The 19,897-nt window shown below is 57.2% G+C and carries 20 protein-coding genes; 7 read left to right on the top strand and 13 right to left on the bottom strand.

What is annotated here, in order from left to right; all coding sequences use genetic code 11:
- Positions 1 to 274: 274 nt before the first annotated feature.
- Positions 275 to 2,260 carry an ABC transporter ATP-binding protein gene (locus tag FHS27_RS01240; RefSeq protein WP_184300610.1) on the top strand — a complete coding sequence of 662 codons (1,986 nt, stop codon included), beginning with the start codon at positions 275 to 277 and terminating at the stop codon, positions 2,258 to 2,260.
- Between the two features lie 143 nt (positions 2,261 to 2,403).
- Here the strand turns inward: FHS27_RS01240 and FHS27_RS01235 are convergent, their stop codons facing one another.
- Both FHS27_RS01235 and FHS27_RS01230 read right to left on the bottom strand, forming a co-directional pair.
- Positions 2,404 to 3,036: a hypothetical protein gene (locus tag FHS27_RS01235; RefSeq protein WP_184300607.1), complete on the bottom strand. Its 633-nt coding sequence runs from the start codon at positions 3,034 to 3,036 to the stop codon at positions 2,404 to 2,406.
- A 261-nt stretch (positions 3,037 to 3,297) separates the two neighbouring features.
- Positions 3,298 to 3,636: a histidine triad nucleotide-binding protein gene (locus tag FHS27_RS01230; RefSeq protein WP_184300604.1), complete on the bottom strand. Its 339-nt coding sequence runs from the start codon at positions 3,634 to 3,636 to the stop codon at positions 3,298 to 3,300.
- A 103-nt stretch (positions 3,637 to 3,739) separates the two neighbouring features.
- Between FHS27_RS01230 and radC the strand changes: the two genes are divergently transcribed.
- The 3 genes from radC (at position 3,740) to FHS27_RS01215 (ending at position 6,346) form a co-directional block, all read left to right on the top strand.
- Positions 3,740 to 4,687 carry a RadC family protein gene (gene radC / locus FHS27_RS01225; RefSeq protein ID WP_184300600.1) on the top strand — a complete coding sequence of 316 codons (948 nt, stop codon included), beginning with the start codon at positions 3,740 to 3,742 and terminating at the stop codon, positions 4,685 to 4,687.
- A 166-nt stretch (positions 4,688 to 4,853) separates the two neighbouring features.
- Positions 4,854 to 5,582 (top strand): deoxyribose-phosphate aldolase, encoded by a 729-nt coding sequence (gene deoC, locus FHS27_RS01220; protein ID WP_184300597.1) that lies wholly within the window; start codon positions 4,854 to 4,856, stop codon positions 5,580 to 5,582.
- A 14-nt stretch (positions 5,583 to 5,596) separates the two neighbouring features.
- Complete coding sequence (locus tag FHS27_RS01215; RefSeq protein WP_184300594.1) at positions 5,597 to 6,346, top strand: sulfite exporter TauE/SafE family protein; 750 nt, start codon at positions 5,597 to 5,599, stop codon at positions 6,344 to 6,346.
- A 157-nt stretch (positions 6,347 to 6,503) separates the two neighbouring features.
- Here FHS27_RS01215 and FHS27_RS01210 read toward each other — a convergent pair whose 3' ends face one another.
- The 9 genes from FHS27_RS01210 to FHS27_RS01170 all read right to left on the bottom strand — a co-directional run bounded on the left by FHS27_RS01210 (position 6,504) and on the right by FHS27_RS01170 (position 13,681).
- The gene (locus FHS27_RS01210; RefSeq protein ID WP_009101316.1) at positions 6,504 to 6,776 is read right to left on the bottom strand and encodes a DNA-directed RNA polymerase subunit omega; all 273 of its coding nucleotides are present in this window, start codon (positions 6,774 to 6,776) and stop codon (positions 6,504 to 6,506) included.
- A complete protein-coding gene (gene gmk, locus FHS27_RS01205) occupies positions 6,761 to 7,387 on the bottom strand; it encodes a guanylate kinase (protein WP_044255721.1) in 627 nt (208 codons plus the stop codon). The genes FHS27_RS01210 and gmk overlap by 16 nt, the downstream gene beginning before the upstream one ends.
- A gap of 35 nt (positions 7,388 to 7,422) precedes the next feature.
- The gene (locus FHS27_RS01200) at positions 7,423 to 8,382 is read right to left on the bottom strand and encodes a YicC/YloC family endoribonuclease (protein ID WP_246418975.1); all 960 of its coding nucleotides are present in this window, start codon (positions 8,380 to 8,382) and stop codon (positions 7,423 to 7,425) included.
- Between the two features lie 48 nt (positions 8,383 to 8,430).
- The gene (gene secG / locus FHS27_RS01195) at positions 8,431 to 8,970 is read right to left on the bottom strand and encodes a preprotein translocase subunit SecG (RefSeq protein WP_184300591.1); all 540 of its coding nucleotides are present in this window, start codon (positions 8,968 to 8,970) and stop codon (positions 8,431 to 8,433) included.
- A gap of 82 nt (positions 8,971 to 9,052) precedes the next feature.
- Complete coding sequence (tpiA, locus tag FHS27_RS01190; RefSeq protein ID WP_009101323.1) at positions 9,053 to 9,817, bottom strand: triose-phosphate isomerase; 765 nt, start codon at positions 9,815 to 9,817, stop codon at positions 9,053 to 9,055.
- Positions 9,814 to 10,890, bottom strand: a complete 1,077-nt coding sequence (gene aroF, locus FHS27_RS01185; protein ID WP_184300588.1) for a 3-deoxy-7-phosphoheptulonate synthase — start codon at positions 10,888 to 10,890, stop codon at positions 9,814 to 9,816. Before aroF ends, tpiA begins: the two co-directional genes overlap by 4 nt.
- A gap of 125 nt (positions 10,891 to 11,015) precedes the next feature.
- Positions 11,016 to 11,870 (bottom strand): sugar phosphate isomerase/epimerase family protein, encoded by an 855-nt coding sequence (locus tag FHS27_RS01180; RefSeq protein WP_184301186.1) that lies wholly within the window; start codon positions 11,868 to 11,870, stop codon positions 11,016 to 11,018.
- A 60-nt stretch (positions 11,871 to 11,930) separates the two neighbouring features.
- Positions 11,931 to 12,623 carry a hypothetical protein gene (locus tag FHS27_RS01175; RefSeq protein ID WP_184300585.1) on the bottom strand — a complete coding sequence of 231 codons (693 nt, stop codon included), beginning with the start codon at positions 12,621 to 12,623 and terminating at the stop codon, positions 11,931 to 11,933.
- Positions 12,620 to 13,681, bottom strand: coding sequence for a hypothetical protein (locus tag FHS27_RS01170; protein WP_221224788.1), 1,062 nt, complete (start codon positions 13,679 to 13,681; stop codon positions 12,620 to 12,622). The genes FHS27_RS01175 and FHS27_RS01170 overlap by 4 nt, the downstream gene beginning before the upstream one ends.
- A 301-nt stretch (positions 13,682 to 13,982) precedes the next feature.
- Here FHS27_RS01170 and FHS27_RS30910 point away from each other — a divergent pair, with 301 nt between their 5' ends.
- A complete protein-coding gene (locus tag FHS27_RS30910; protein ID WP_246418974.1) occupies positions 13,983 to 14,432 on the top strand; it encodes a transcriptional regulator in 450 nt (149 codons plus the stop codon).
- Between the two features lie 381 nt (positions 14,433 to 14,813).
- On the opposite strand, the gene FHS27_RS01160 is transcribed toward FHS27_RS30910, so the two are convergent.
- Positions 14,814 to 15,896: a PDZ domain-containing protein gene (locus tag FHS27_RS01160; protein WP_184300582.1), complete on the bottom strand. Its 1,083-nt coding sequence runs from the start codon at positions 15,894 to 15,896 to the stop codon at positions 14,814 to 14,816.
- Positions 15,897 to 16,069: 173 nt separating this feature from the next.
- Positions 16,070 to 17,365 (bottom strand): outer membrane protein assembly factor BamB family protein, encoded by a 1,296-nt coding sequence (locus FHS27_RS01155; protein ID WP_315854449.1) that lies wholly within the window; start codon positions 17,363 to 17,365, stop codon positions 16,070 to 16,072.
- 228 nt (positions 17,366 to 17,593) lie between these two features.
- On the opposite strand from FHS27_RS01155, the gene FHS27_RS01150 reads away from it, so the two are divergent.
- Positions 17,594 to 18,928: a GNAT family N-acetyltransferase gene (locus FHS27_RS01150; RefSeq protein WP_184300579.1), complete on the top strand. Its 1,335-nt coding sequence runs from the start codon at positions 17,594 to 17,596 to the stop codon at positions 18,926 to 18,928.
- A 97-nt stretch (positions 18,929 to 19,025) separates the two neighbouring features.
- Positions 19,026 to 19,874, top strand: a complete 849-nt coding sequence (locus tag FHS27_RS01145) for a serine/threonine-protein kinase (RefSeq protein ID WP_044255735.1) — start codon at positions 19,026 to 19,028, stop codon at positions 19,872 to 19,874.
- Positions 19,875 to 19,897: the final 23 nt, after the last annotated feature.

Genomic DNA, 19,897 nt, shown 5'->3' with positions numbered 1-19,897 from the left:
GTATGGCAGCCTTTTGACAGGATCAAGTTAATTTTTGATACCAATGACGAACAAAGCCGCTACACGCCGATTCCGGTCGGAATTATTTACTTACCTTCCCTCAGACCACGCGGTTTGTCGGTTGCCAACGTGTTGCAATTGTTAACGCCGCGTTAGGATGACATCGTTCGGACGAGCAACCGCCATCGGCCATCGTGGCTGGACGAACCGGGATAGTGCACTGCCGACCGGCTCCGTGCCTGCGTTTTTTCTTTTCTTGCCGCCATCGTTTTTTATGACCATCCTTCCGAGTCGTCGTCGATTCGATAACTATCGTTCTTCCGTTCGCCAACGTCACAGCGGCGTCCAAACGGGTCCCCATGCCGCTCATTCTGACGTTGATGAGTCGCGATCGAACCGCAGCCGCAAGAAAATCGGCGACCGCGAGCGTTCCTTCTTCGAACTATTTAAGGCGTTCTGGGGATTGATTGCCTCGCACCGCGGCAGCATTCTGGCAGCGTTATCATTCCTGACGTTTGGGATCGCGTTGCGGTTGATCCCACCACTGGGAACCAAGCTCGCGATCGACTCGGTGCTGACGCAACCACCGTCACCACTTCCGGCATGGCTAGTTGAATTGCCGGGTGTGGTATGGGTGCTCGGCGACCCCGTTACTTCGCCGATGCGGACACTCGTTGCGATCGCGGTCGTTGTGACGGTCCTGACCGCAATCGGCACGGCAGTCAATCTCGTTGGACGTTGGCTGGCCACAAAGTCCGTCAACAAAGCCCAAGTTTCGATCCGCCGAGAAGTTTTCGAGCACGCCGTTCGCTTACCGCTGCATCACGTCTACTCGATGAAGAGTGGCGGCGTCGCGAGCCTGATCCGTGAGGACGCCGGTGGTGTGGCCGATCTCATCTTCAGCATGCTGTACAACCCATGGCGTGCGATCGTGCAGTTTGCCGGATCGCTAGTGATCTTGATGTTCGTCGACTGGAAACTGATGCTCGGCGGATTGATCCTCTTGCCGGTCGTCTGGATCACCCATCGCACCTACATCAATCGCATCCGACCACTCTTTCGCGACGTTCGCAAACAACGTCAACGGATCGACAGCGGAGCAACCGAAACGTTTGGCGGCATTCGAGTCGTGCGGACGTTCTCGCGTGCCCGCACGGAGTCATCGCGTTACGTTCGCGAAGGAGACTTCCTCGTCCGCCAACAACTTTTCACGTGGTGGTGGATGCGGATCATCGAGACCATCTGGGAAGTCGTCATTCCACTCGCCTCGACAGGATTGTTGCTTTACGGCGGTTACCAAATCACACAGGGCGAACTCACCCTCGGTGACCTGATGATGTTTCTCGTCTACCTAACAATGTTGCTTGATCCTCTGGCAACGATCGCAGGCAGTGCGGTCATGTTCCAAAACAACCTCGCCGGATTGGATCGAATCCTCGACGTACTCGACGTCGAAGAGGAACTGCCCAGCCGCGAGGGTGCAACTCGTTTGCGGTCCCACGTCGGCGGCGGATCGCTCTCGTTGCGTAACGTTTCGTTCGCTTACCCCGGCAGCGAAACGCGAGTGTTGAAGGACGTTTCGATCGAGATCGCACCTGGCCAAACCGTTGCATTGGTCGGACGCAGTGGTGCGGGTAAAACCACGCTAACCAACTTGATCGCTCGCTTCTACGATCCCACCGAAGGAGCCATTCTCTACAACGACGTTGACCTTCGCGACATCCAACTCTCGAGCTACCGTTCCTTACTCGGCATTGTCGAACAAGATGTCTTTTTGTTCGACGGATCGATTCACGAGAACATCGCTTACGCTCGACCTCGGGCGAGCCGTACCGATGTGATTGCAGCGGCCTCTGCGGCAGCAGCCCACGAGTTCATCGAAAAACTGGAACACGGGTACGACACATTGATCGGCGAACGTGGCGTAAAGCTCTCAGGCGGGCAACGCCAGCGACTCGCGATCGCACGAGCGATCCTGGCTAATCCACAAATTTTGATACTCGACGAAGCCACCAGCAATCTCGACAGCGAGAGCGAGGGACTGATTCAGGAGAGCCTGTCAGAGTTGCTCGAAGACCGAACCGCGTTGGTGATCGCGCACCGATTGAGCACGATCATCGGCGCCGATTTGATCGTCATGCTCGAAGACGGCGAAGTGATCGAAACCGGCACTCACGCCGAATTGCTCGCACTCGGTGGGCGCTATCAAGACATGGTGCATCTGCAGATGGACCAATCCAACACGACCGTGCAAGGATAGGTCGCCGATATCGGATTCAGCATCAGAGACGAACGGATTGCTTCACAACGAGCGATCCAGTTTGTCGTGCTGCTCAGATCACGTTTGTGATTTGCGTCCGAGAACCGGCGTTCTGCTACGCGACAACGATCGCCGATCGTTGCTCAGTACGCCAAAGCCGATCGTGTCTCGTCAACTCGGCGAGGTTGGAAGATTTGCCGAGCATTGCTCGGACGTCGTGTCACGCGAGGTTGTGAGATGATGCGAGGGTTGCTCGAAGACGCGGTCGGTGGATTGTTCGTGATACTTGACTCGACAATGGTCTCTCCATCGCGAACGTCATATTCCATGTCACCGCCGTTGACATACCCACTGACCACTCCGCCAGGATGTCCGACGCCTGATCCGTAAACACCGCCGTCGCAACCACAACCCGAATCGCAACCGCCGTCGCATCCGCCACCGCAGGCACCATCACAACCGGCACCACACCCGTCGTCACAACGATAGCCCCAAAGGCTCTTCACGCCGGCAAAGACGGGACGGCATTTGCCGCACGATTGCCCGTTGTAGTTGCCACATGAATCACACGGGTCACAGCAATCAGCCGGATCGTTGATCCAAGGATCGATGTACAGCTCGCCGCAACCGCCGCATGATCCGCAACCATCGCTACATGCGGTGGCACATCCACCGGCACAACCGGTGCCGCAACCAGGGGTCCACATCGGTCCACAACAACCGACCGACAGGGTCAAACCGAAAACGAGCAAAAGGGATTGAGCGGCGTAGTTCATCGCAAACGTCCGTGTTCACATGGGCGGATTTTGGGTCACAGACTCGACAACGCGAGACCACGACAAACAGCCGAATCTCACGCGTGAGAACTCGGCCACACAATCGTTATCGTCCGCTCAGCCCGCAAACTTTACCAAAACCGTTTCACGTCGAATCCGGCCCATCTAGAGTGCGCACCGCCCCATACTTGGTTCTGCCCTAGCAATCCATATCGCCCCACGCAGCACTTGCACTCACGGCGAGCCCACTGCTCAAAACGATCAGCCGGGGGGCCAAGTCATTTTACGACCGCCTAGCAAATGAAAATGCACATGCGGCACCTCTTGGCCACCATCGTCGCCACAATTGACGACCAAACGGTATCCACCCGAAAGGCCCTCCTCGGCCGCGACCTTCGACGCCACGACCACACAACGCCCCATCACCGCCTCATCGTCCGCACTCAGATCCGCCAACGAAACGATCTCTCGTTTGGGAATCACCAAAATGTGAACGGGGGCCTTAGGCGAGATATCCCGAAACGCCAAACAGTCGTCGTCTTCGTATACGATGTCTGCGGGGATCTCTCGGGCAATGATTTTACTGAAAATGCTCGGCATCGAACGGGACCTCGTGAAACGCATTTGGGTAGATCGTTGAGCACATTCTCCGGTGCTCGAGCGATCCGACAACCCGCCGACCTCGAATCGAGAACCGCCGCCAATGAGTGAACAACGACGCAAGCGTTACCAGGGCGTGCTCTACCCGCTGACGCAGCGATCGCGGTTTCGACGGAGCGAAATGTCTGACCTCGTTGACGAAGAAACGGCCAGTTTCGTCACCCGAACGATCAACGAAGTCGTCCGAGCCGGGGTTTTGGAAACCGTTCGCGAGGATGACGAAATCCTGTACGAGTGGGCCGCAGGCGATCCCGTCGGATTGGTCAATCAATGGATCGATCGACGCATTCACGGCGACCAAGTCAAGGAGACTCCGGAACAAGAACGTCCACGTGAGCGACTCATGCGTCTCGGTGCCGCCTCGCTATCGGATGCCGATCTTCTTGCGATCCTGATTCGCGTCGGAGTCGTTGGCGAGTCCGCAGTAACGGGCGCTCAAAAACTCGCCAACCGCTTCCACGATGAACTCGATCGACTCCGCGACGCCGGGCTGCCGGAACTCAGAGAGATCACCCCTGCGGTGACAAAAGCGAGCTACTGCCAAATACTCGCCGCACTCGAACTCGGCAAACGGGCCACCGAAGCTCTCCGGGAACGCCCCGTCGTGATCCACAAAATCACCAGCACACTGGAGGCGACTCAGTACTGTGCCGAAAAATTCGCGTACCTCGCCGGAGACGCCGTGCAGGAAGAATTCCATATCGTCACGCTCGACACCAAACACAAACCGATTCGGTCGCACCGGATCACCATCGGCACACTCGACGCCTCGCTCGTTCACCCGCGTGAAGTGTTTCGTCCCGCCATTCGCGACGCCGCGTCCGCGGTGCTGTTGGTGCATAACCATCCATCGGGCGATCCGACGCCGAGCCGCGAGGACCACTCGGTCACCGAACGACTCACCGAAGCCGGCAAACTGATCGGAATCTCAGTTCTCGATCACATCGTTGTCGCACGACAACGCTGCGTCAGCATTCGCGAATGCTCGTAACCACCTGTCGATCCAACGAGTCGCAGACGCGAACCGGATGCGTGCAATATGGCGGCTAGGAACCTCGCCTGTTAGAATCGCCGACCTTTCGTACGCCCCCATGTCGGCTCGCTTCCGACAACCTCTTCTCTGATCAACCTTCCCCCCTGAACACCGCGACCCCAGCATGAGCCAGCAATACAACGACTTCGCCAAGATGATCGATCATGCGTTGCTCACACCGAACATGACGAGCAAAGAGATCGAGGCAGGTGTGAAGATGGCACTGGCCTATGACGTCGCGAGCGTTTGCATCATGCCGTTCTATGTTCCCCGATTGGCCGAGATGCTCGCCGGCAGCACCGTCAAAACGTCAACCGTGATCGGTTTCCCTCATGGTGCTAACACGACCGAAGTCAAACGTGCCGAAGCGTTGAAGGCGATTGCCGACGGATGCGAAGAACTCGACATGGTCGTCAACATCAGCAGCGTCGTTAGCGGTAAATGGGACTACGTCCGCAGCGACATTGCCGCCGTCATCGAAGTCGCCCATGAGGCGGGCCAAAAAGTCAAAGTGATCTTCGAGAACTGTTATCTCAACGACGAACAAAAGATTCGTCTCTGCGAGATCTGCTCCGAACTGAATGCCGACTGGGTCAAAACGTCGACCGGTTTCGGCAGCAGCGGCGCGACTCATGAGGACCTGCGTTTGATGCGAAAGCACTCCGCCGAGCACGTGCAAATCAAAGCCGCTGGCGGTGTTCGCGACCTCGAAGGCCTCCGTGCAGTGCGAGAACTCGGCGTGACCCGCTGCGGTGCCAGCCGAACCCAAGCGATCCTGGATCCACTCCGTGAAGAACTCGGTCTGCCTGCAATCTCAATCGCGACCGCATCGCCTGCCGACTCGAGCTACTAAAAACTGAGACTCTTTTGATCTGGCAGATTTTCCTCTACGGCTCGCTCGTAGTCGCGGGGTTTCTCGCGGGCATCGTCAACACAGTGGCCGGCGGCGGTTCGTTTCTGACGCTACCCGCGCTGATGCTGTTCGGACTCGACCCCAAGACTGCCAACGCGACCAATCGGGTCGCGATTCTCTGCTCGACCGGATCGGCCGTCCTGACGTTTCGGAAACACGGACACCTGGATTCCAAGGCGACGATCCGACTCGCCATCCCAACATTACTGGGTGTCCCCTTCGGTGCTCTCCTCGCGGTCTACTTGCCTGGCGACGCTTTCGAACGCGCCTTCGGGTTTCTCTTTTTAGCGATGGCGATCCTGTTGATTGCCAACCCGAAACGTTTCCTTGAGTCCGGTGACCATCCGACTTATCCGGCGATCTGGCGATCTCCGGTCTTCTTTGCGATCGGCGTCTACGTCGGATTCATTCAAGCCGGGATGGGAATCTTGTTGCTCTTGGCGATGAGCTATTTCACCGATTCCAAACTCGTTTCATCCAATGCGATCAAGAACAGCATCGGGTTAGTCGTCACCTTAGCCGCTGCAATCGTGTTTGCAGTCCACGGCATGATCGACTGGGTTCCCGGACTCGTGATGGCGGCAGGCAACATCGCCGGTGGCGTCGTCGGTGCGAAACTGGCAATTGAACGCGGCAGCCGATTCGTGTTCTTCTTTCTCGTCGCCGTGATGTTAGCAACGGGCGTCAAACTGATTCTCAGTTAACACCGTCGATCGCATTATCTCGCCAGCGAGACACCGTGATCAGGAGAGCGACAGCGCAAAAAAATGCGACCGGCTCGTGAGCCAGTCGCATTGCGATGTTCAATCTGCATCGCGGAATTTCGACGCACGATGCAAGGGGCGGATCAAAACCGGATCTTTAGAGGTCCGATGCGTCCAACTCGGGAGCTTCCGCTGCGGCAACGATCGTATCCAAATCGTCGGCCGTTTCGACTTCGTTATCGAGGTTGAGGAAGATCTTATTCTGGACGATTTCCTGCAACACGATCGACATCTTATCGTGGGTGTCGATGTTCACCAGCGCGCGGGAACCTTGGTTGAGTTGGACCAATCGTTTTTGAATCAGCGTACTCAGCTTGAATCGCCCGCCGACTTTGTTGACGATCTCTTCTTCTTTTAGTTCTTCGAGCACGAAGTGGATTCCTTGTGAATTTGCAAAATGTGGCAGATATCATCGACCGCTTGGTCGACGGTCTCATTGATGACTTGATGTTGGTAGACGTCACGCGATTCCATTTCGCGGGCTGCGGTCTTGAGTCGTGCCTGGATCGCCACTTCCGTCTCGGTACCGCGGTCCCGAAGCCTTCGCTCCAGTTCGGTCATGCTGCCGGGATGGATGAAAATGGTGATGGGGGCGTAGCGAGGATCCTCTAAAACCGCCAAGGCGCCCTGCACGTCAATCTCTAAAATTACCCACTTTCCTGCGTTTAGGCCAGTGGCAACTTGGTCGGCGAGCGTTCCGTACCAGTGTCCGAGGCTGAAAACCTGCTTCGCTTCGAGGAATTCCCCCGCCTGCCGTCGACGTTGAAATTCGTCGTCGGAGAGGAAAAAGTAGTCCACGCCTTCGATTTCACCATCGCGCGGCGCTCGGGTTGTTGCCGAAACGGACGGTGCCAGAGGTAACGTGCAAACTTCGCGGAGTCGCTTCGTCACCGTGGATTTCCCCGAACCGCTCGGTCCAGAGACAATCACCAACTGGCCTTTTTGGACAGCCGAATCGTTCGGGGATGCCGGAGTGCTCACGGGTTCGGAATCGGTTGTTAGTGCCATGTCGGTAATCACTCCAAATTCTGCACGAGTTCTCGCATCCGTTCGATCGCACATTTGATTTCCACAATGTGCTCGGCAATCCGGGCGTTGCCCGCCTTGCTGCCGATCGTATTGGTTTCGCGAAACATCTCTTGAATAATAAAATCTAGCTTACGACCGACCGCTTCGTTCGCGATTTCTCCACGAGCATCCGATTTTGCGTCAGCGGTGTGGGTCCCCTCCAAAACACCACTGAACAGTTCCAGATGGCTCGCCAAGCGGGTCAACTCCTCACTGATGTCGCTGCGGTCGGCGAACAACTGAACCTCGCGAATCACGTCCACCGGTTCAACGGGGAGGTGATGTTCGGCGAGTAGTTTTTGAATTTTCTCGAGCAGACGATCGCGATAACGGCCGATCACCCCCGGCGCGAGTTCCTGAATCATGCCCGCACGCTCACGAATCGTCGCCAAAACAGATTGCAACACGCGCGCCATTGCGACGGCTTCGTGATGTCGCATGTGGTTGAAACGTTCGACGGCCGCCACCACACCTTCGGCGACGAATTGACGCCGCCGCTCGATCACCGCGTCGCTTTCGTCCGCGACCGATTCGGTGGAGAGCACGCCTGGCAGGGCCAACAGACCGCTCAGATCGATTTGCGTGGGGACAGAGAGCCCTTGTGCGGCTTCGGCGAGACCGCTGGCATAGGCCGCCACAGCGGCTTGGTTGACCCGAGGCAGCCCCTGGCCTGGCGGGGGCTTGAGCGTCGCGTGAATCGTGACCGTCCCACGTTCGATTTGTCCGCGAACCGATTCGGTGATCACGCCTTCGAATGCGTTGAGGGCGTCATTGGTCCGCAGAACGAGCTTCAGCCCGCGGTGATTGACCGAACGCAACTCAACAACCAGATTTCCGTGCTCGCCGGAAACTTCGCTGCGTCCTTGCCCGGTCATGCTTCGCAAATGCGGGTAAAGGTCGTCAGTCATGAAGTTCGGCGATCGTGTGAATTCTGAGGTGGCGTCGAAAGAGAGTGGTTACTCGGTTTTCTCTTCGTCGGTCGATTCCTCTTCCGAGGATGCATCGGCTGCGGGCTCCGATTCGCTTTCGTCGGCTGCAGCTTCCTCTTCGTCACCCGTCGATTCGGCTTCGGCACCCGCGGGCACCAAATCACCGTTATCGCTGGAATCTTCTTCACCCTCAGTGGTCGGGATAACCAAACCACTGGCGATGTCTTCGGCGTCGTCAGATCCAGGGCCCGCACTCACTTCCGGTTCGATCAAATCGGCAACCGCCGGAGCGTGCATGCCGAGCGACCACATCGCGAACGCACAAACGAAAATCCAGACACCGGCCAACGAGATCGTCAACACAGTAAACGTATCGCCCGCCTTGCTGCCGAATGCACTCTGGCCACCGGCACCACCGAGGGCACCGCTGAGTCCACCACCGCGGCCACGTTGCAACAAGATCAACATGATCAAAAACACAGCGAGGAATGCCATTAGCATCCCCAAGACCATGCTGCCAAAGTTAGCCAGCGGAAAAAATTGAGTGAGGTGAAGGGAAATCGTCATGGTTGTTCAGTCCGTTTTAGGAACCAAATGCGTGAAAGGTTCGTTGGGAGTGGGTGCAAAAGCCTGAGTGACTTCCGCAACTCTAGGAGGCGGGCGCCGCGGTAATGATGCCGACAAAATCCTCAACCTTGAGGCTGGCACCGCCGACGAGGGCTCCATCAATGTTCGGTTGTGAGAGCAATTCGGCTGCATTGCCGGGCTTCACGCTGCCACCGTACTGAATCCGGATTTGTTCCGCCACGCCGGGCGTAAACATTTTACCAAGTAAATCGCGGATAAAGGCGTGGACCGCCTCCGCTTGTTCCTTGGACGCCACTTTCCCGGTGCCGATCGCCCAAACAGGTTCGTAGGCAATCACGATGCCCGCCGCACGGGCTTCGTCGAGACCCTCGAGCGAACCGCGAATTTGGGATTCGATGACGGCTTCGGTTTCGTTCGTTTCGCGCTGTTCGAGCGTTTCGCCGACGCAAACGATCGGGATCAGGTTTCCGGCCAAAGCGGCGTGCAGTTTCTTGCTCACGCAGGCGTCGGTTTCGCCCATCAATTGCCGCCGTTCGCTGTGTCCGAGGATCACGAATTGGCAACCGACGTCGGTCAACATGGCGGCGTTGACTTCACCGGTGAAGGCTCCGTCATCGGCGGCGTAGAGGTTCTGTGCCCCGAGTTCGACGGGGGTACCCGCGGTCACTTCTGAAACCGAGGCGAGGTAAACCGAAGGTGGGCAAAGGGCGATTTCGACAGCGGGCGATTTGCCCACGGCGTCGACGATGCCTTTGGCGAGCGAAGCGGCATCAGCCGATCGCGTGTTCATTTTCCAGTTTCCGGCGATCAAGATACGACGAGTCACGCGAGAGCCTCGGAGGGTGGTTTGGGTGGAGTGGGTCCGCCGGCGGTCTTCGCCAACGGGGAAATGGTCTTGCCGAGCAGGTCGGCCATCAATCGCATTTGGTGCGAAATTTGTTTGTATTGTTCCGGCAACAATGCCTGCGGCCCATCGCTCTTTGCCTCTTCGGGGCAATCATGCACTTCGATATGGACGCCATCGGCCCCGGCCGCGAGCCCCGCCAATGCACATGGCGGAATCAAATCAGGCCGCCCGGTCGCGTGCGAAGGATCGACGATGATCGGCAGGTGCGTCAACCCTTGGACCACGGGCACGGCGGCGACATCGAACAGATTCCGCGTCGAAGGGTCAAAACCCTTGACTCCCCGCTCGCACAGAACAACGTTCGAATTGCCTTCGGACAGAATGTATTCCGCACTCATCAGCAGATCCGCGATCGTGGCACTCATGCCTCGTTTGAGCAGCACCGGGCGTCGACTCCGGCCGACCTCGGTCAGCAACACGAAGTTCTGCATGTTCCGCGCTCCGACCTGCAACATGTCGGCATACTGCGAAACGAGCTCGACGTTACGAGGGTCGGTAACCTCGGTTACCACGGGGACGCCGAAACGGTCGCCGACTTCACGGAGGATCTGTAATCCGGCTTCACCGAGTCCCTGGAACGCGTACGGGCTGGTTCGCGGCTTGTAAGCACCGCCGCGAAACACGTTTGCCCCTGATTCACAGACGCTCTCAGCGATCCGCATCATCCGGTCGCGGTCCTCGACACTGCACGGTCCCGCGATCATCCCCAAATTCCCGCCGCCGATTTTCACACCGGAGACGTCAATCACGCTCGATTCGGGATGAGCTTCGCGAGACGCGAGCTTGTATGGAGGGAGAACGGGAATCACCTGAGCAACACCCTGCAGAGTCAGCAGAGCCTCTTTGTTGATGTCTGATTCCTCACCGATCAGCCCGACAATCGTGCGGAACGTGCCACGGCTGAGATGCGATTGCAGGCCCATCGCCTCGACCCGTCGAATGACGTGATCGATTTGCTCGTCAGTTGCACCGTTTTTTAGAATCAGAATCACGACGAATGCCTGCTAGGCGGACGAAAAATGAGGAAACGTCCTCAAATCGGAGGCAACACCTTAGCAGGCAGGCAGCAGAAACGTCGAGAGGAGGTTAGGGGGAGTGGGTCAACTCGCCACCCCGCCTACGCGTTCGCTTTGCGCTTTTCGACTTCGGATTTCATGAACGCGAGCCCCTCTTTGGCGAGGGTGATTTCGTCGGTGAACATACGACGCCAAATCTTGGTCGCCGCGGCAATTTCGGGCAACGCCAACCCGAAGGCCTCAATCACCAACCATCCGTCGTAGCCGGATCCGACGATCGCGTCGAAGTTTTCCTGCCAATTGATCCCACCGGTGCCTGGTGTGCTGCGGTCATTTTCGCTGATGTGAATGTGGAACAACTTGTCGCCGGCGGCGTTGACCGCGTCAGTGATGCTCTTTTCTTCGATGTTGCTGTGGAACGTGTCGTACATGATCCCACAGGCGGGATGATCGACTTCACGAACGAATCGCGTCGAGTCGCCATGAGTGTTCAAGAAATAGCATTCGAACCGGTTCAAGGCTTCAACGCCCAACCGCACACCAACCTTTCCGGCATACTCTGCCATCTCCCGCATGCTTTCCACGCCCCACTTCCACTCGTCCTCAGTCGGTCCGTTTCCACTGAACAAACCGATCGCCGAATGGTAAGGACCGACGAGCGTTTCGACGCCCGCGGCGGCACAGCAATCGAGGGTCTGCTTGTTGCGTTGAACACCCAATTTCCGGATCGCGGGGTCGCATGAAATCGGGTTGTCCTCTTCGTTCCGAATCGTGACCGCGGTTCGGCCCAATCCGAGCGAATCGAGTTGCTTGCCTAATTCGGCGTAGTCCAGGTCCAGATTGAACATCGGCAATTCGACGCCATCGAAACCGGCCTGTTTGAGCTGATCGCAAACCGGCAGCATCTCTGCGGTCACTTCACCGGACCACAACAACAGATTCATGCCATACTTCATCGGATTCTTTTCACCTAACTCAACGGGAAAACGGGACACGTACACTTCTGGTGCAGAAGTTTACCCTAGCGGCGGGTAGGGCGTCGATTGCCCCGGATAGCTGAGCAAACGCTCGTGATTACGCAGCACTTCGGCGCGAGCCTCCGGCAACCACCGCCGCACCTCCTCAGGCAACGCCGCCAATCCAACCCGCGACATCACCTGATTGAGTCGCATCAACAACAACGTGTCGTCGGCATAGTCATAGAGAAACCGGGTGTCGGCGAATCGCCGCAAAGTGGAAGGAATCTTTTCGGTCGGCTTGCCCGAAATTCGATTCACACAATCCGCGATCGCATCCATCGGCACTTCGTCAAACAAATCGTAATAGAGATCGGCCCACCCCCGTTGATGAATCACGTAATTGGAATCCAACAACATCTCGATCAGGATGTGGCCAACGAAAGAGGGACGGAACCCAGAATCGCCCGGCAATCGGTCTCGCAACTCGACCGCAAACTCCAAATTCATGCGAGCGAACGTCACGCCGCCGTGGAACCAACGGTCATCGGAAATATGTGCAGTGATGCCCCGTGCGACGGCACGCATGACCGGATCTTCCGAATCCAGAAAAGGCTCAGCCGCACGTCCCCGCGCACGGATCTTTCGATCGATCACCGACAGAAAATCAGGGACGCCGGTGCAAACCGCCTGGATCGATGACTCGAGTGACGACGAGACGAGATGAGGCAACGCGTGACAAAGAAAGTTCATTGCCCCAATTGACCAAGCCAACCGGCCATCGACCACCGCAGAGAATCGCGATTATCAGCGATCGCCTCGTTCAATCGTCTGACGAGCCTCGCGTTCTCCTTACGAACCCACGACTTGCCGATGGTCTTCTCGGCCAAATCGCCGATCTCTTCGGCGACATCGCCTCCGAGCTTGCTGATCCGGTCGACCTCGAAACGGACCACGTTCAACGATGCCTTTTCAATCTGCACGTCCAGTTGCATCGCGGGCGGCACTTCCGAAAAATCGGCCTCCATCGCCATCGTTAACTCCGTTCGCATCCGCAAACGCATGTCGCCCACAATCTCGATGCTGTACCACTGCGTCCCCAAATTCCATCGCTCCACTCGGACGGCAAAGTCCGCAGGCGTGTACACCGACGCATCAACATGCCACCGCCGAAAACCATCTTCCGATGTCACCGACGTAACACTGTGAATTTGAATGGTGTCGCTAACGGGCTGAACGTTGGCATGAACAACCGAACCGAGACCTTGCAACGGCCCCGGTGCCTCATCCGAATGCGAAAGCGAACTCGCAGGTGAATTGGGAGGCAACTTGATTTCATACCGGACCCAACGTCCATGCCGCAGCTCTTTCCACCGACGATGGGTTTTCAGCTCCCATCCGTCTCGGCGGACTTTCACACCGGCCCAAACTTTTTTGGTTTCACCCCAATCGTCATCGCCATCGATCCGGCGGGGCACGTGCATCAGCAATTGGTCGGCCAACCACTGCACCGACTGACGAGTCTGCTCCGGTGTCATCGACACGCCCGCGGTTACCGTCTCGGCCAACGAAACTGGATCGCTAGCCGCGGGGTTTCTGACCACACGCTCCTCAGGAATACGGTCGCTCGCCGAGACACGGGCTCGCGCCGCAGCCGGGCCCCGTGTGTCGAAGTTGGCCGACGGTTCTGAGTTCCGCGGCGCATTCAGAATGAGTGGGGGCGGAACCAACGACTGAGCGGACACGTTGCCGACACAAACGACGCTCAACGCGAGCCACCCAAACACGATCGCGAAAAATCGACTTGGCAATAGCGGGAATCGCAAACGATCGTCTCCCGCAGAAGAACAGGAATGGAATGGAATGGGTTCGGTCAGGCGAGAGCCTCGCGTTCACACGCACTGCGGATCCGTTCGCCTCGCCACCCGGCCGATCATAGCCCAACCAACCACCAGGTTGTCGAGATCGTTCCGGCAAAAAGTCACCGTCATTCGAGCTACAAGGACGCAGCTCAATCACATGAAAAACCGACCCCTGGATAATCCATGCATCGCCGCCCACGGCGACGTGAATCCCGCAAAAGAACCGTGTTTCGTCGCAAAATCAGCATGAGTGACCAAACGTGTCACCGGGGTCGCCGATGATTCCGGTATCCCAGGAGTGGATCATTTCTCCCCTCGATCCCAACGCTTACCCAACTCAAAAATCATGTCGACCGCCACGCTTTATCTCGACCCCGTCGCTCCCGCCTCGGTCGCCGTCACCGCCCCCCGCAAACGCTCCACCATTTCGCCCATGCAAATGCTGCGAACCGCCATGTTGGACGCCGATGAGTGGGTCGTTGAGTTCGAATACTCTGACAGCAAAGGCAATCGCACCCGACGGACCGTCAGCCCGATCCGGTTTGCCTCCCAAGATCGATTCCTCGGACTTTGCCTCTGCCGCGAAGAACCGCGCCAGTTCTACCTCAACCGCTGCGACAACTTTCGTTTGATCCGCAGCGAAGACGTGATCATGCCCGTCGAGATCCTGCCTCTCGATCCGCAGACCGCACGACAATAAACCGCAGTGCTTCATTTTTCATAAATACACTTGCCCCCCGAACAAAAAAGCCCTAAGGTAGACATGCGTGCCGGTAGAATCGCCTAGCGGCACGCATGCGACCTTATCGGCATCTCAAGGGGCGTGCCGATGAGAACGGTTTGGCAGATTCATCTTTGCTAGCGAAGCCAGGTTGCACTTGAGTCGTGGTCGGCGCCCCACCGTCGGCCGCGACAAGAGGCGAACCTGCGTGGCAGTGAACGCTCCTCCCGTCGCTCTTGCTCGCCCATTTCTGCGAAATTTCACGGCGAAAAACCGCCCGACTGATAAACTGCCCGACCGAAGTCAGCCGAGACCGGGACACCTTCAGGAATCGCGATACGCGAACTTCTCGCCGCCGCACTAGCGAGAAGTGACCGCCCGCTTGTCTTCCATACTGCCGAGCGTCAAAGAGATACTCCTTGAAACGCCGCCGCGGCTGATGACGAGACGCATCTTCTCACCGGCTCCGGTAGCCGACAGACGTTCCTTGACGTCCTGAATCGTGTGAACCTGTTTGCCATTGATCGAAATCACCTGGTCACCGATTTTCAACTCTGACACCGCCGCCGGTGAAAAGGGGACCATCGAGAGGATCACAAGCGAACTCGACTCCATCTTCGCTCCCACCCACGCCGGCCTTTTGACTCGATCGGCAACTTTGGCCGACTCAGTCCGCACGTCCCCAATCGCTTCTTCGGCAATCTCTTTTGCCTCTACCGCTTTCGTTTCAGCTTGCTCGGCGACATCGGCGATCGTCTTGACCGCTTCCTCCTTCATCGCCGTGACTTGTTCACCGGCTGTTGCGGCAACTTCCTTCGCCGCGTCCGCTGCTTTACCGGCTTCCGCCGTCGCGTCCGCAACAACCACACCGGCGACCTCTTTCGCAACAACCGCTTTCGATTCGGCTTGTTTGGCAACGTCGGCGATCTTTTTGACCGCCTCCTCCTTCATCGCCGTGACTTGTTCACCGGCTGATGCGGCAGCTTCCTTTGCTGCGTCCGCTGCCTTGCCGGCTTCCGCCTTCGCGTCCGCTACCGCGACACCAGCAACCTCTTTTGCCTCGGCCACTTTTGACTTGGCGGTGTCGGCAACCTCGGAAAGCTTCTTCGACGCGTCCGCTTTCAAGGCTTCCATTCGTTCGGCGAACGTCTTGGGCTGCTTATCTTCATCTTCAGCACCCTCGTCCGCTTCGTCCTTCGATTCAGCCTTCTCTGCAACGTCTTCTTGAGAGGCAGCCTCCTTCTCCATGACTTCCTCAACTTCAGCTTTCTCGGCCCCATCGTCCGTTGCCTTATCATCCTCGGCGACAACCTCTTCGGTTACCTCCTTCGCTGCCTCTTCGGCGTCATCATTCGCTTGCGCGTATTGCCCGCAGCCGACAAAAAGGAAGGCGGACAGAAGCAGTTTTTTACAAACGCCGAAACGCTGAGTGGTCGAATTCATGGCTTGATGCAGAAGAGAGAGGAGAGAAGCTTCGCGATGAGATCAACGGCAGCTCGATCAGGCTTGCCGTCGACGGGTTGGAGTATAGTCCAAACCAAACTTCGTTTTTCAGCAGCAATTTTCGCAGCCTCCCCCTCACGCGTAACGATTCACGCAGCCAATTAAATTCGCATTTAGCCTTGCGATCCTCGCCCGGTGATACGAAGGCAATGCAATTTCCCGCCGACTCGCAGAACCAAATACGACGACGAAACAGCGGGTGTGGCACCAACCCTCCCGCCCAACTCGAAGCTGCTGACTCGCTCTTTGGCGCCACTGGCACGTGTTACGTGCGCCGTTCCGTCGAGCGAAATGAACAAGAGCTGTTCACCGACGATGATCGGCGACGCTCCGAAGTTCCCACCCAACCGTTGGCTCCATCGTTTGCGTCCCTGGTCGTTGAGATCGAAACAACTCGCGATTCCACTGTCCGACACGGTGAATAACAAACCGTCTTTGGCTACCGAAGACGGCACGTAGGGTGCCGCGCTGGTCACGCGGAAGAGTTCTTTGGGTGATTCACCTGGACGTTTGGGAATACGCACCGCCGACAAAACGTTTCCGCCTCCGCCGCTGCCGCAACTCGCGATCGCGATATCGCCTACCAACAAAGGGGACGCACAACAACGTTTGTTAAACACATCTAACGACCAGAGCATCTCACCCGTGTTGGCATCCAACCCGAACATCCCGTTGCCCTTGTTAGCGGCGACGAGCTGCAGGGGCACATCGTTAGACGCTGGCGGATTCTCGTTCGGCGGTTGATAGACTGCGGGCACCCCGTAGCACGGACGCGTCGTTCGCAGCGGTGTGTTCCAAAGGTCTTCGCCCGTCGCGGCATCAAATGCCATCATTCGGCTGGCCCCCTTCACTTGCCACGGCGCCAACTCGTCGGACTGTTGCGAGTTAAACAAAATCACCTGCGAGCCGACCACCATCGGGCTGGTCCCGAACCCGTGCACGCCCGACCAAGATCCGAGCTGACGCTGCCACAGCGGCGCTCCTTTGAGAGAATACGCATACAGGTAAGCACCGTCGGCATCGCCATAGGCAATGTAAACGCGGTCGCCGGCTACCGCGGGTGTGGTTGACGCAGGCGAATTACGTGTGTGTCGTTTGGTATCCGCCACCGGATGACTGCGACGCCATTGCTCCTTCCCCGATTCCAAATCGATCGCGACCAGATCGATCGCCCCCGATGCTCCGGGCGTCGCACTACGGCCACTCGAATCAAGAACAAACACCTGTGTCCCCGTTACCGCTGGCGAACCGACGTCGGTGCCATGGAGAGACGCCGTCCACGTGTACTCATCCGCGGTCCACGATTCAGGCAATTCCCCATGACTCGATTTACCAATTCCGTTTGGACCATGAAATCGAGACCAGGATTCTTCGCCGGATTCAGCCGTTTGCTGAGTGGAAACGGTCACGGGCGATTCCGCATACAGCGAAGAAACGCCGCCGATTGTCAACACAGCAGATGCACATGCGAAACAGAAGGACAGCTTTCGTGTCAAAACTAAAACTATCATTTCGGCGAATCTCGATAGGTGGGGTTTTAAGGTTTATGGCGATCCGGTCGACCGCGATGCTCACGATTGTAAACAAACCTTCCCCCCGGCGAAGCCTCGCATGAGTTACCTGTCCTAGGATTTCGCATGAATACCATCATCGCCTACCGGCACGCTGAAAGTCTTTTCGAACACTCGCTGCAGTGGGACGCCTTATCCAGCGGCATCCCGTTTAGGCAATCATCATGGTTGTTGTCCTGGTGCCGCCAATTCGGCGACCAGCATGAACTCTTGTTCGTCACTGTTTTGGACGAACACGGTAACGTCTGCGGAATCATGCCGCTACAACGCTGCGGTCGCCGCGGTTGGCAAACGATCGCCGGTGGCAATGTGTGCACCGATCACGTCTCGGTCCTTGCGCGTCCAGAAAATTTGGCGGTCGTGACCGAAGCGATTGTGGACTTCTTGATCGCGCAGGCATCGGACACACAACTCGGTTGGGATCGGTTGATGTTCGACGGAATCGTCGGAGGTGATCCCGGCATGCAAAGCCTGCTGCAGGAATTCGAACGGCGCGACGCGAAGATCTGCCTGACCTCTCGAATGAACATTTGGTTCCTCCCCTGTCGTGATGACTGGGACACGTTCGTGGAAACGAGTTCGCGACGGGCCCGACGGCGTCACCGCGCCACCATCATTCGGGTCGGTGAGGCCGGCCCCGAACACCCGGCGAGCGACCTGTCGATTCGGATCGCCGATGATGAAGCCTCCGTGACCAAAACGATCGAGAAACTCGTTGAACTCCATCAACGTCATTGGCAATCCCAGGGCGAATCGGGATCCTACGCGGTTCAGGGCATGAAAGAATTTGTCCTCGCGTCGGCGCTCGAGGCACTCCCACACGGCCGCCTGTTTTTGCCGTCGCTGGTGCACACGGATCCCGACACAGGAGCCAAAAAGATCATCGCCACGCAGCTGCATTTCGCCGGTGATGACGGGCGTTTGTACTGTTACAGCACCGGGGTCGACTATGAATTCGCAAACATCAAACCAGGCTCCCTGCTCAACACCTGGATCCTGAAGTATGCCCACGACCAAGGCTCGACGGGAGTCGACTACATGCGTGGCGACGAAGAGTACAAACGCCGACTGAACGCGCACCCGATTCCATCGATCCATGCCTCCGTGTCGGCCCCCACGTTGCAAGGTCGATGCCGGGCGAAAATCGACGATCTGGTATTCCTCGGCAAACAATTCGCGAGAAAACGACTCGGTCGTCCGCTCGTTCAAACACTATCGTTCGAAGAGGCGTTTGATTCGAAATTCCGAGAACGACTTCCCATCCCGACCCAACACTCCGATGAGCGTGACGAAGAGCATCGTGATGACGACGCTTCGTTGGGTGACAGTCCAATCATCCTTCCGTTTCCGATGGCGTTTAGCTCTTCCTACGATACGTCAATGCACGGATCGGACACTTAACCCGGTGTTTCGATCTTAAGCATATGCTACGTTCAACGGGTCACACGCAAAGGTTCCAACGAAAGAACGCACAGCGTATCCCGCCGCTCAGGTGAACATGGCCAAATCGTCTCACACATCATCACACACAGGCACGCTGGCTCCGCTTCGGGTCAATGGACGCCTGGGAAAATATCGTCTCGATCGACGGATCGGGCAGGGCGGGTTTGCGGACGTCTACGCGGCGACGGATACGCTGCTATCGATCAAAGTCGCGTTGAAGATCCCGAACGCTCAATGGGTGTCCGATGAGTTGATCAATGAGTTTCGACGCGAAGCCAAATTGACCATGGGGCTGGAACACCCCAACATTTTGGCGATCCGCGACGCGAGCTTTATCGACGGTCGATTTGTCATCGTCACACCGCTAGCGTCACGAACGCTCGACGATCGGCTGAAAAACCGGATGGGGTTTGACACCGCGTTTGATTTCACGGGCCAACTGCTCAGTGCGGTTTCCTACGCACACGGGCAAGGCGTGATTCATTGCGATATCAAACCTGAGAACGTGATGCTCTTTGACACCGATCACTTGCGTTTGGGTGATTTCGGAATCGCGAAGGCCGCCCAACGAACGATCAAGGGCTCCGGGACGGGGACACTTGGTTACATGGCCCCGGAACAGGCGATGGGCAAACCGTCAAAACGAAGTGATGTGTTTTCCCTTGGATTAATCGCGTACCGAATGTTTTCGGGAAAATGGCCAGAATACCCGTTCGAATGGCCATTTCCGGGCTCCGCCTCGATGCGGAAACGCGTTCATCCCGACCTGATTGCGATTATCCGCAAATCCGTTTCGATCAAACCACGTGACCGGTTCGCCGATGCGGATAAAATGGAAGCGGCGTGGGAGAAATCACGCTTAAAAGCGACTCGATTCGCCAAACGCAACCGGAAAACGGCGTAAACTTTACCGTCGCATTCACCTTT

Origin of the sequence: Aporhodopirellula rubra (genome assembly GCF_014192335.1) — a bacterium.
GTDB classification, from domain to species: Bacteria; Planctomycetota; Planctomycetia; order Pirellulales; family Pirellulaceae; genus Rhodopirellula; species Rhodopirellula rubra.
This window is presented reverse-complemented; position numbering and strand designations above follow the sequence as displayed.

What these genes read in the sequence shown, in the direction of transcription:
- FHS27_RS01240 (WP_184300610.1), top strand. Translation starts at nt 275, where the DNA reads ATGACCATCCTTCCGAGTCGTCGTCGATTCGATAACTATCGTTCTTCC.
- FHS27_RS01235 (WP_184300607.1), bottom strand. Translation starts at nt 3,036, where the DNA reads ATGAACTACGCCGCTCAATCCCTTTTGCTCGTTTTCGGTTTGACCCTG.
- FHS27_RS01230 (WP_184300604.1), bottom strand. Translation starts at nt 3,636, where the DNA reads ATGCCGAGCATTTTCAGTAAAATCATTGCCCGAGAGATCCCCGCAGAC.
- radC (WP_184300600.1), top strand. Translation starts at nt 3,740, where the DNA reads ATGAGTGAACAACGACGCAAGCGTTACCAGGGCGTGCTCTACCCGCTG.
- deoC (WP_184300597.1), top strand. Translation starts at nt 4,854, where the DNA reads ATGAGCCAGCAATACAACGACTTCGCCAAGATGATCGATCATGCGTTG.
- FHS27_RS01200 (WP_246418975.1), bottom strand. Translation starts at nt 8,382, where the DNA reads ATGACTGACGACCTTTACCCGCATTTGCGAAGCATGACCGGGCAAGGA.
- secG (WP_184300591.1), bottom strand. Translation starts at nt 8,970, where the DNA reads ATGACGATTTCCCTTCACCTCACTCAATTTTTTCCGCTGGCTAACTTT.
- FHS27_RS01180 (WP_184301186.1), bottom strand. Translation starts at nt 11,870, where the DNA reads ATGAAGTATGGCATGAATCTGTTGTTGTGGTCCGGTGAAGTGACCGCA.
- FHS27_RS01175 (WP_184300585.1), bottom strand. Translation starts at nt 12,623, where the DNA reads ATGAACTTTCTTTGTCACGCGTTGCCTCATCTCGTCTCGTCGTCACTC.
- FHS27_RS01160 (WP_184300582.1), bottom strand. Translation starts at nt 15,896, where the DNA reads ATGAATTCGACCACTCAGCGTTTCGGCGTTTGTAAAAAACTGCTTCTG.
- FHS27_RS01150 (WP_184300579.1), top strand. Translation starts at nt 17,594, where the DNA reads ATGAATACCATCATCGCCTACCGGCACGCTGAAAGTCTTTTCGAACAC.
- FHS27_RS01145 (WP_044255735.1), top strand. Translation starts at nt 19,026, where the DNA reads ATGGCCAAATCGTCTCACACATCATCACACACAGGCACGCTGGCTCCG.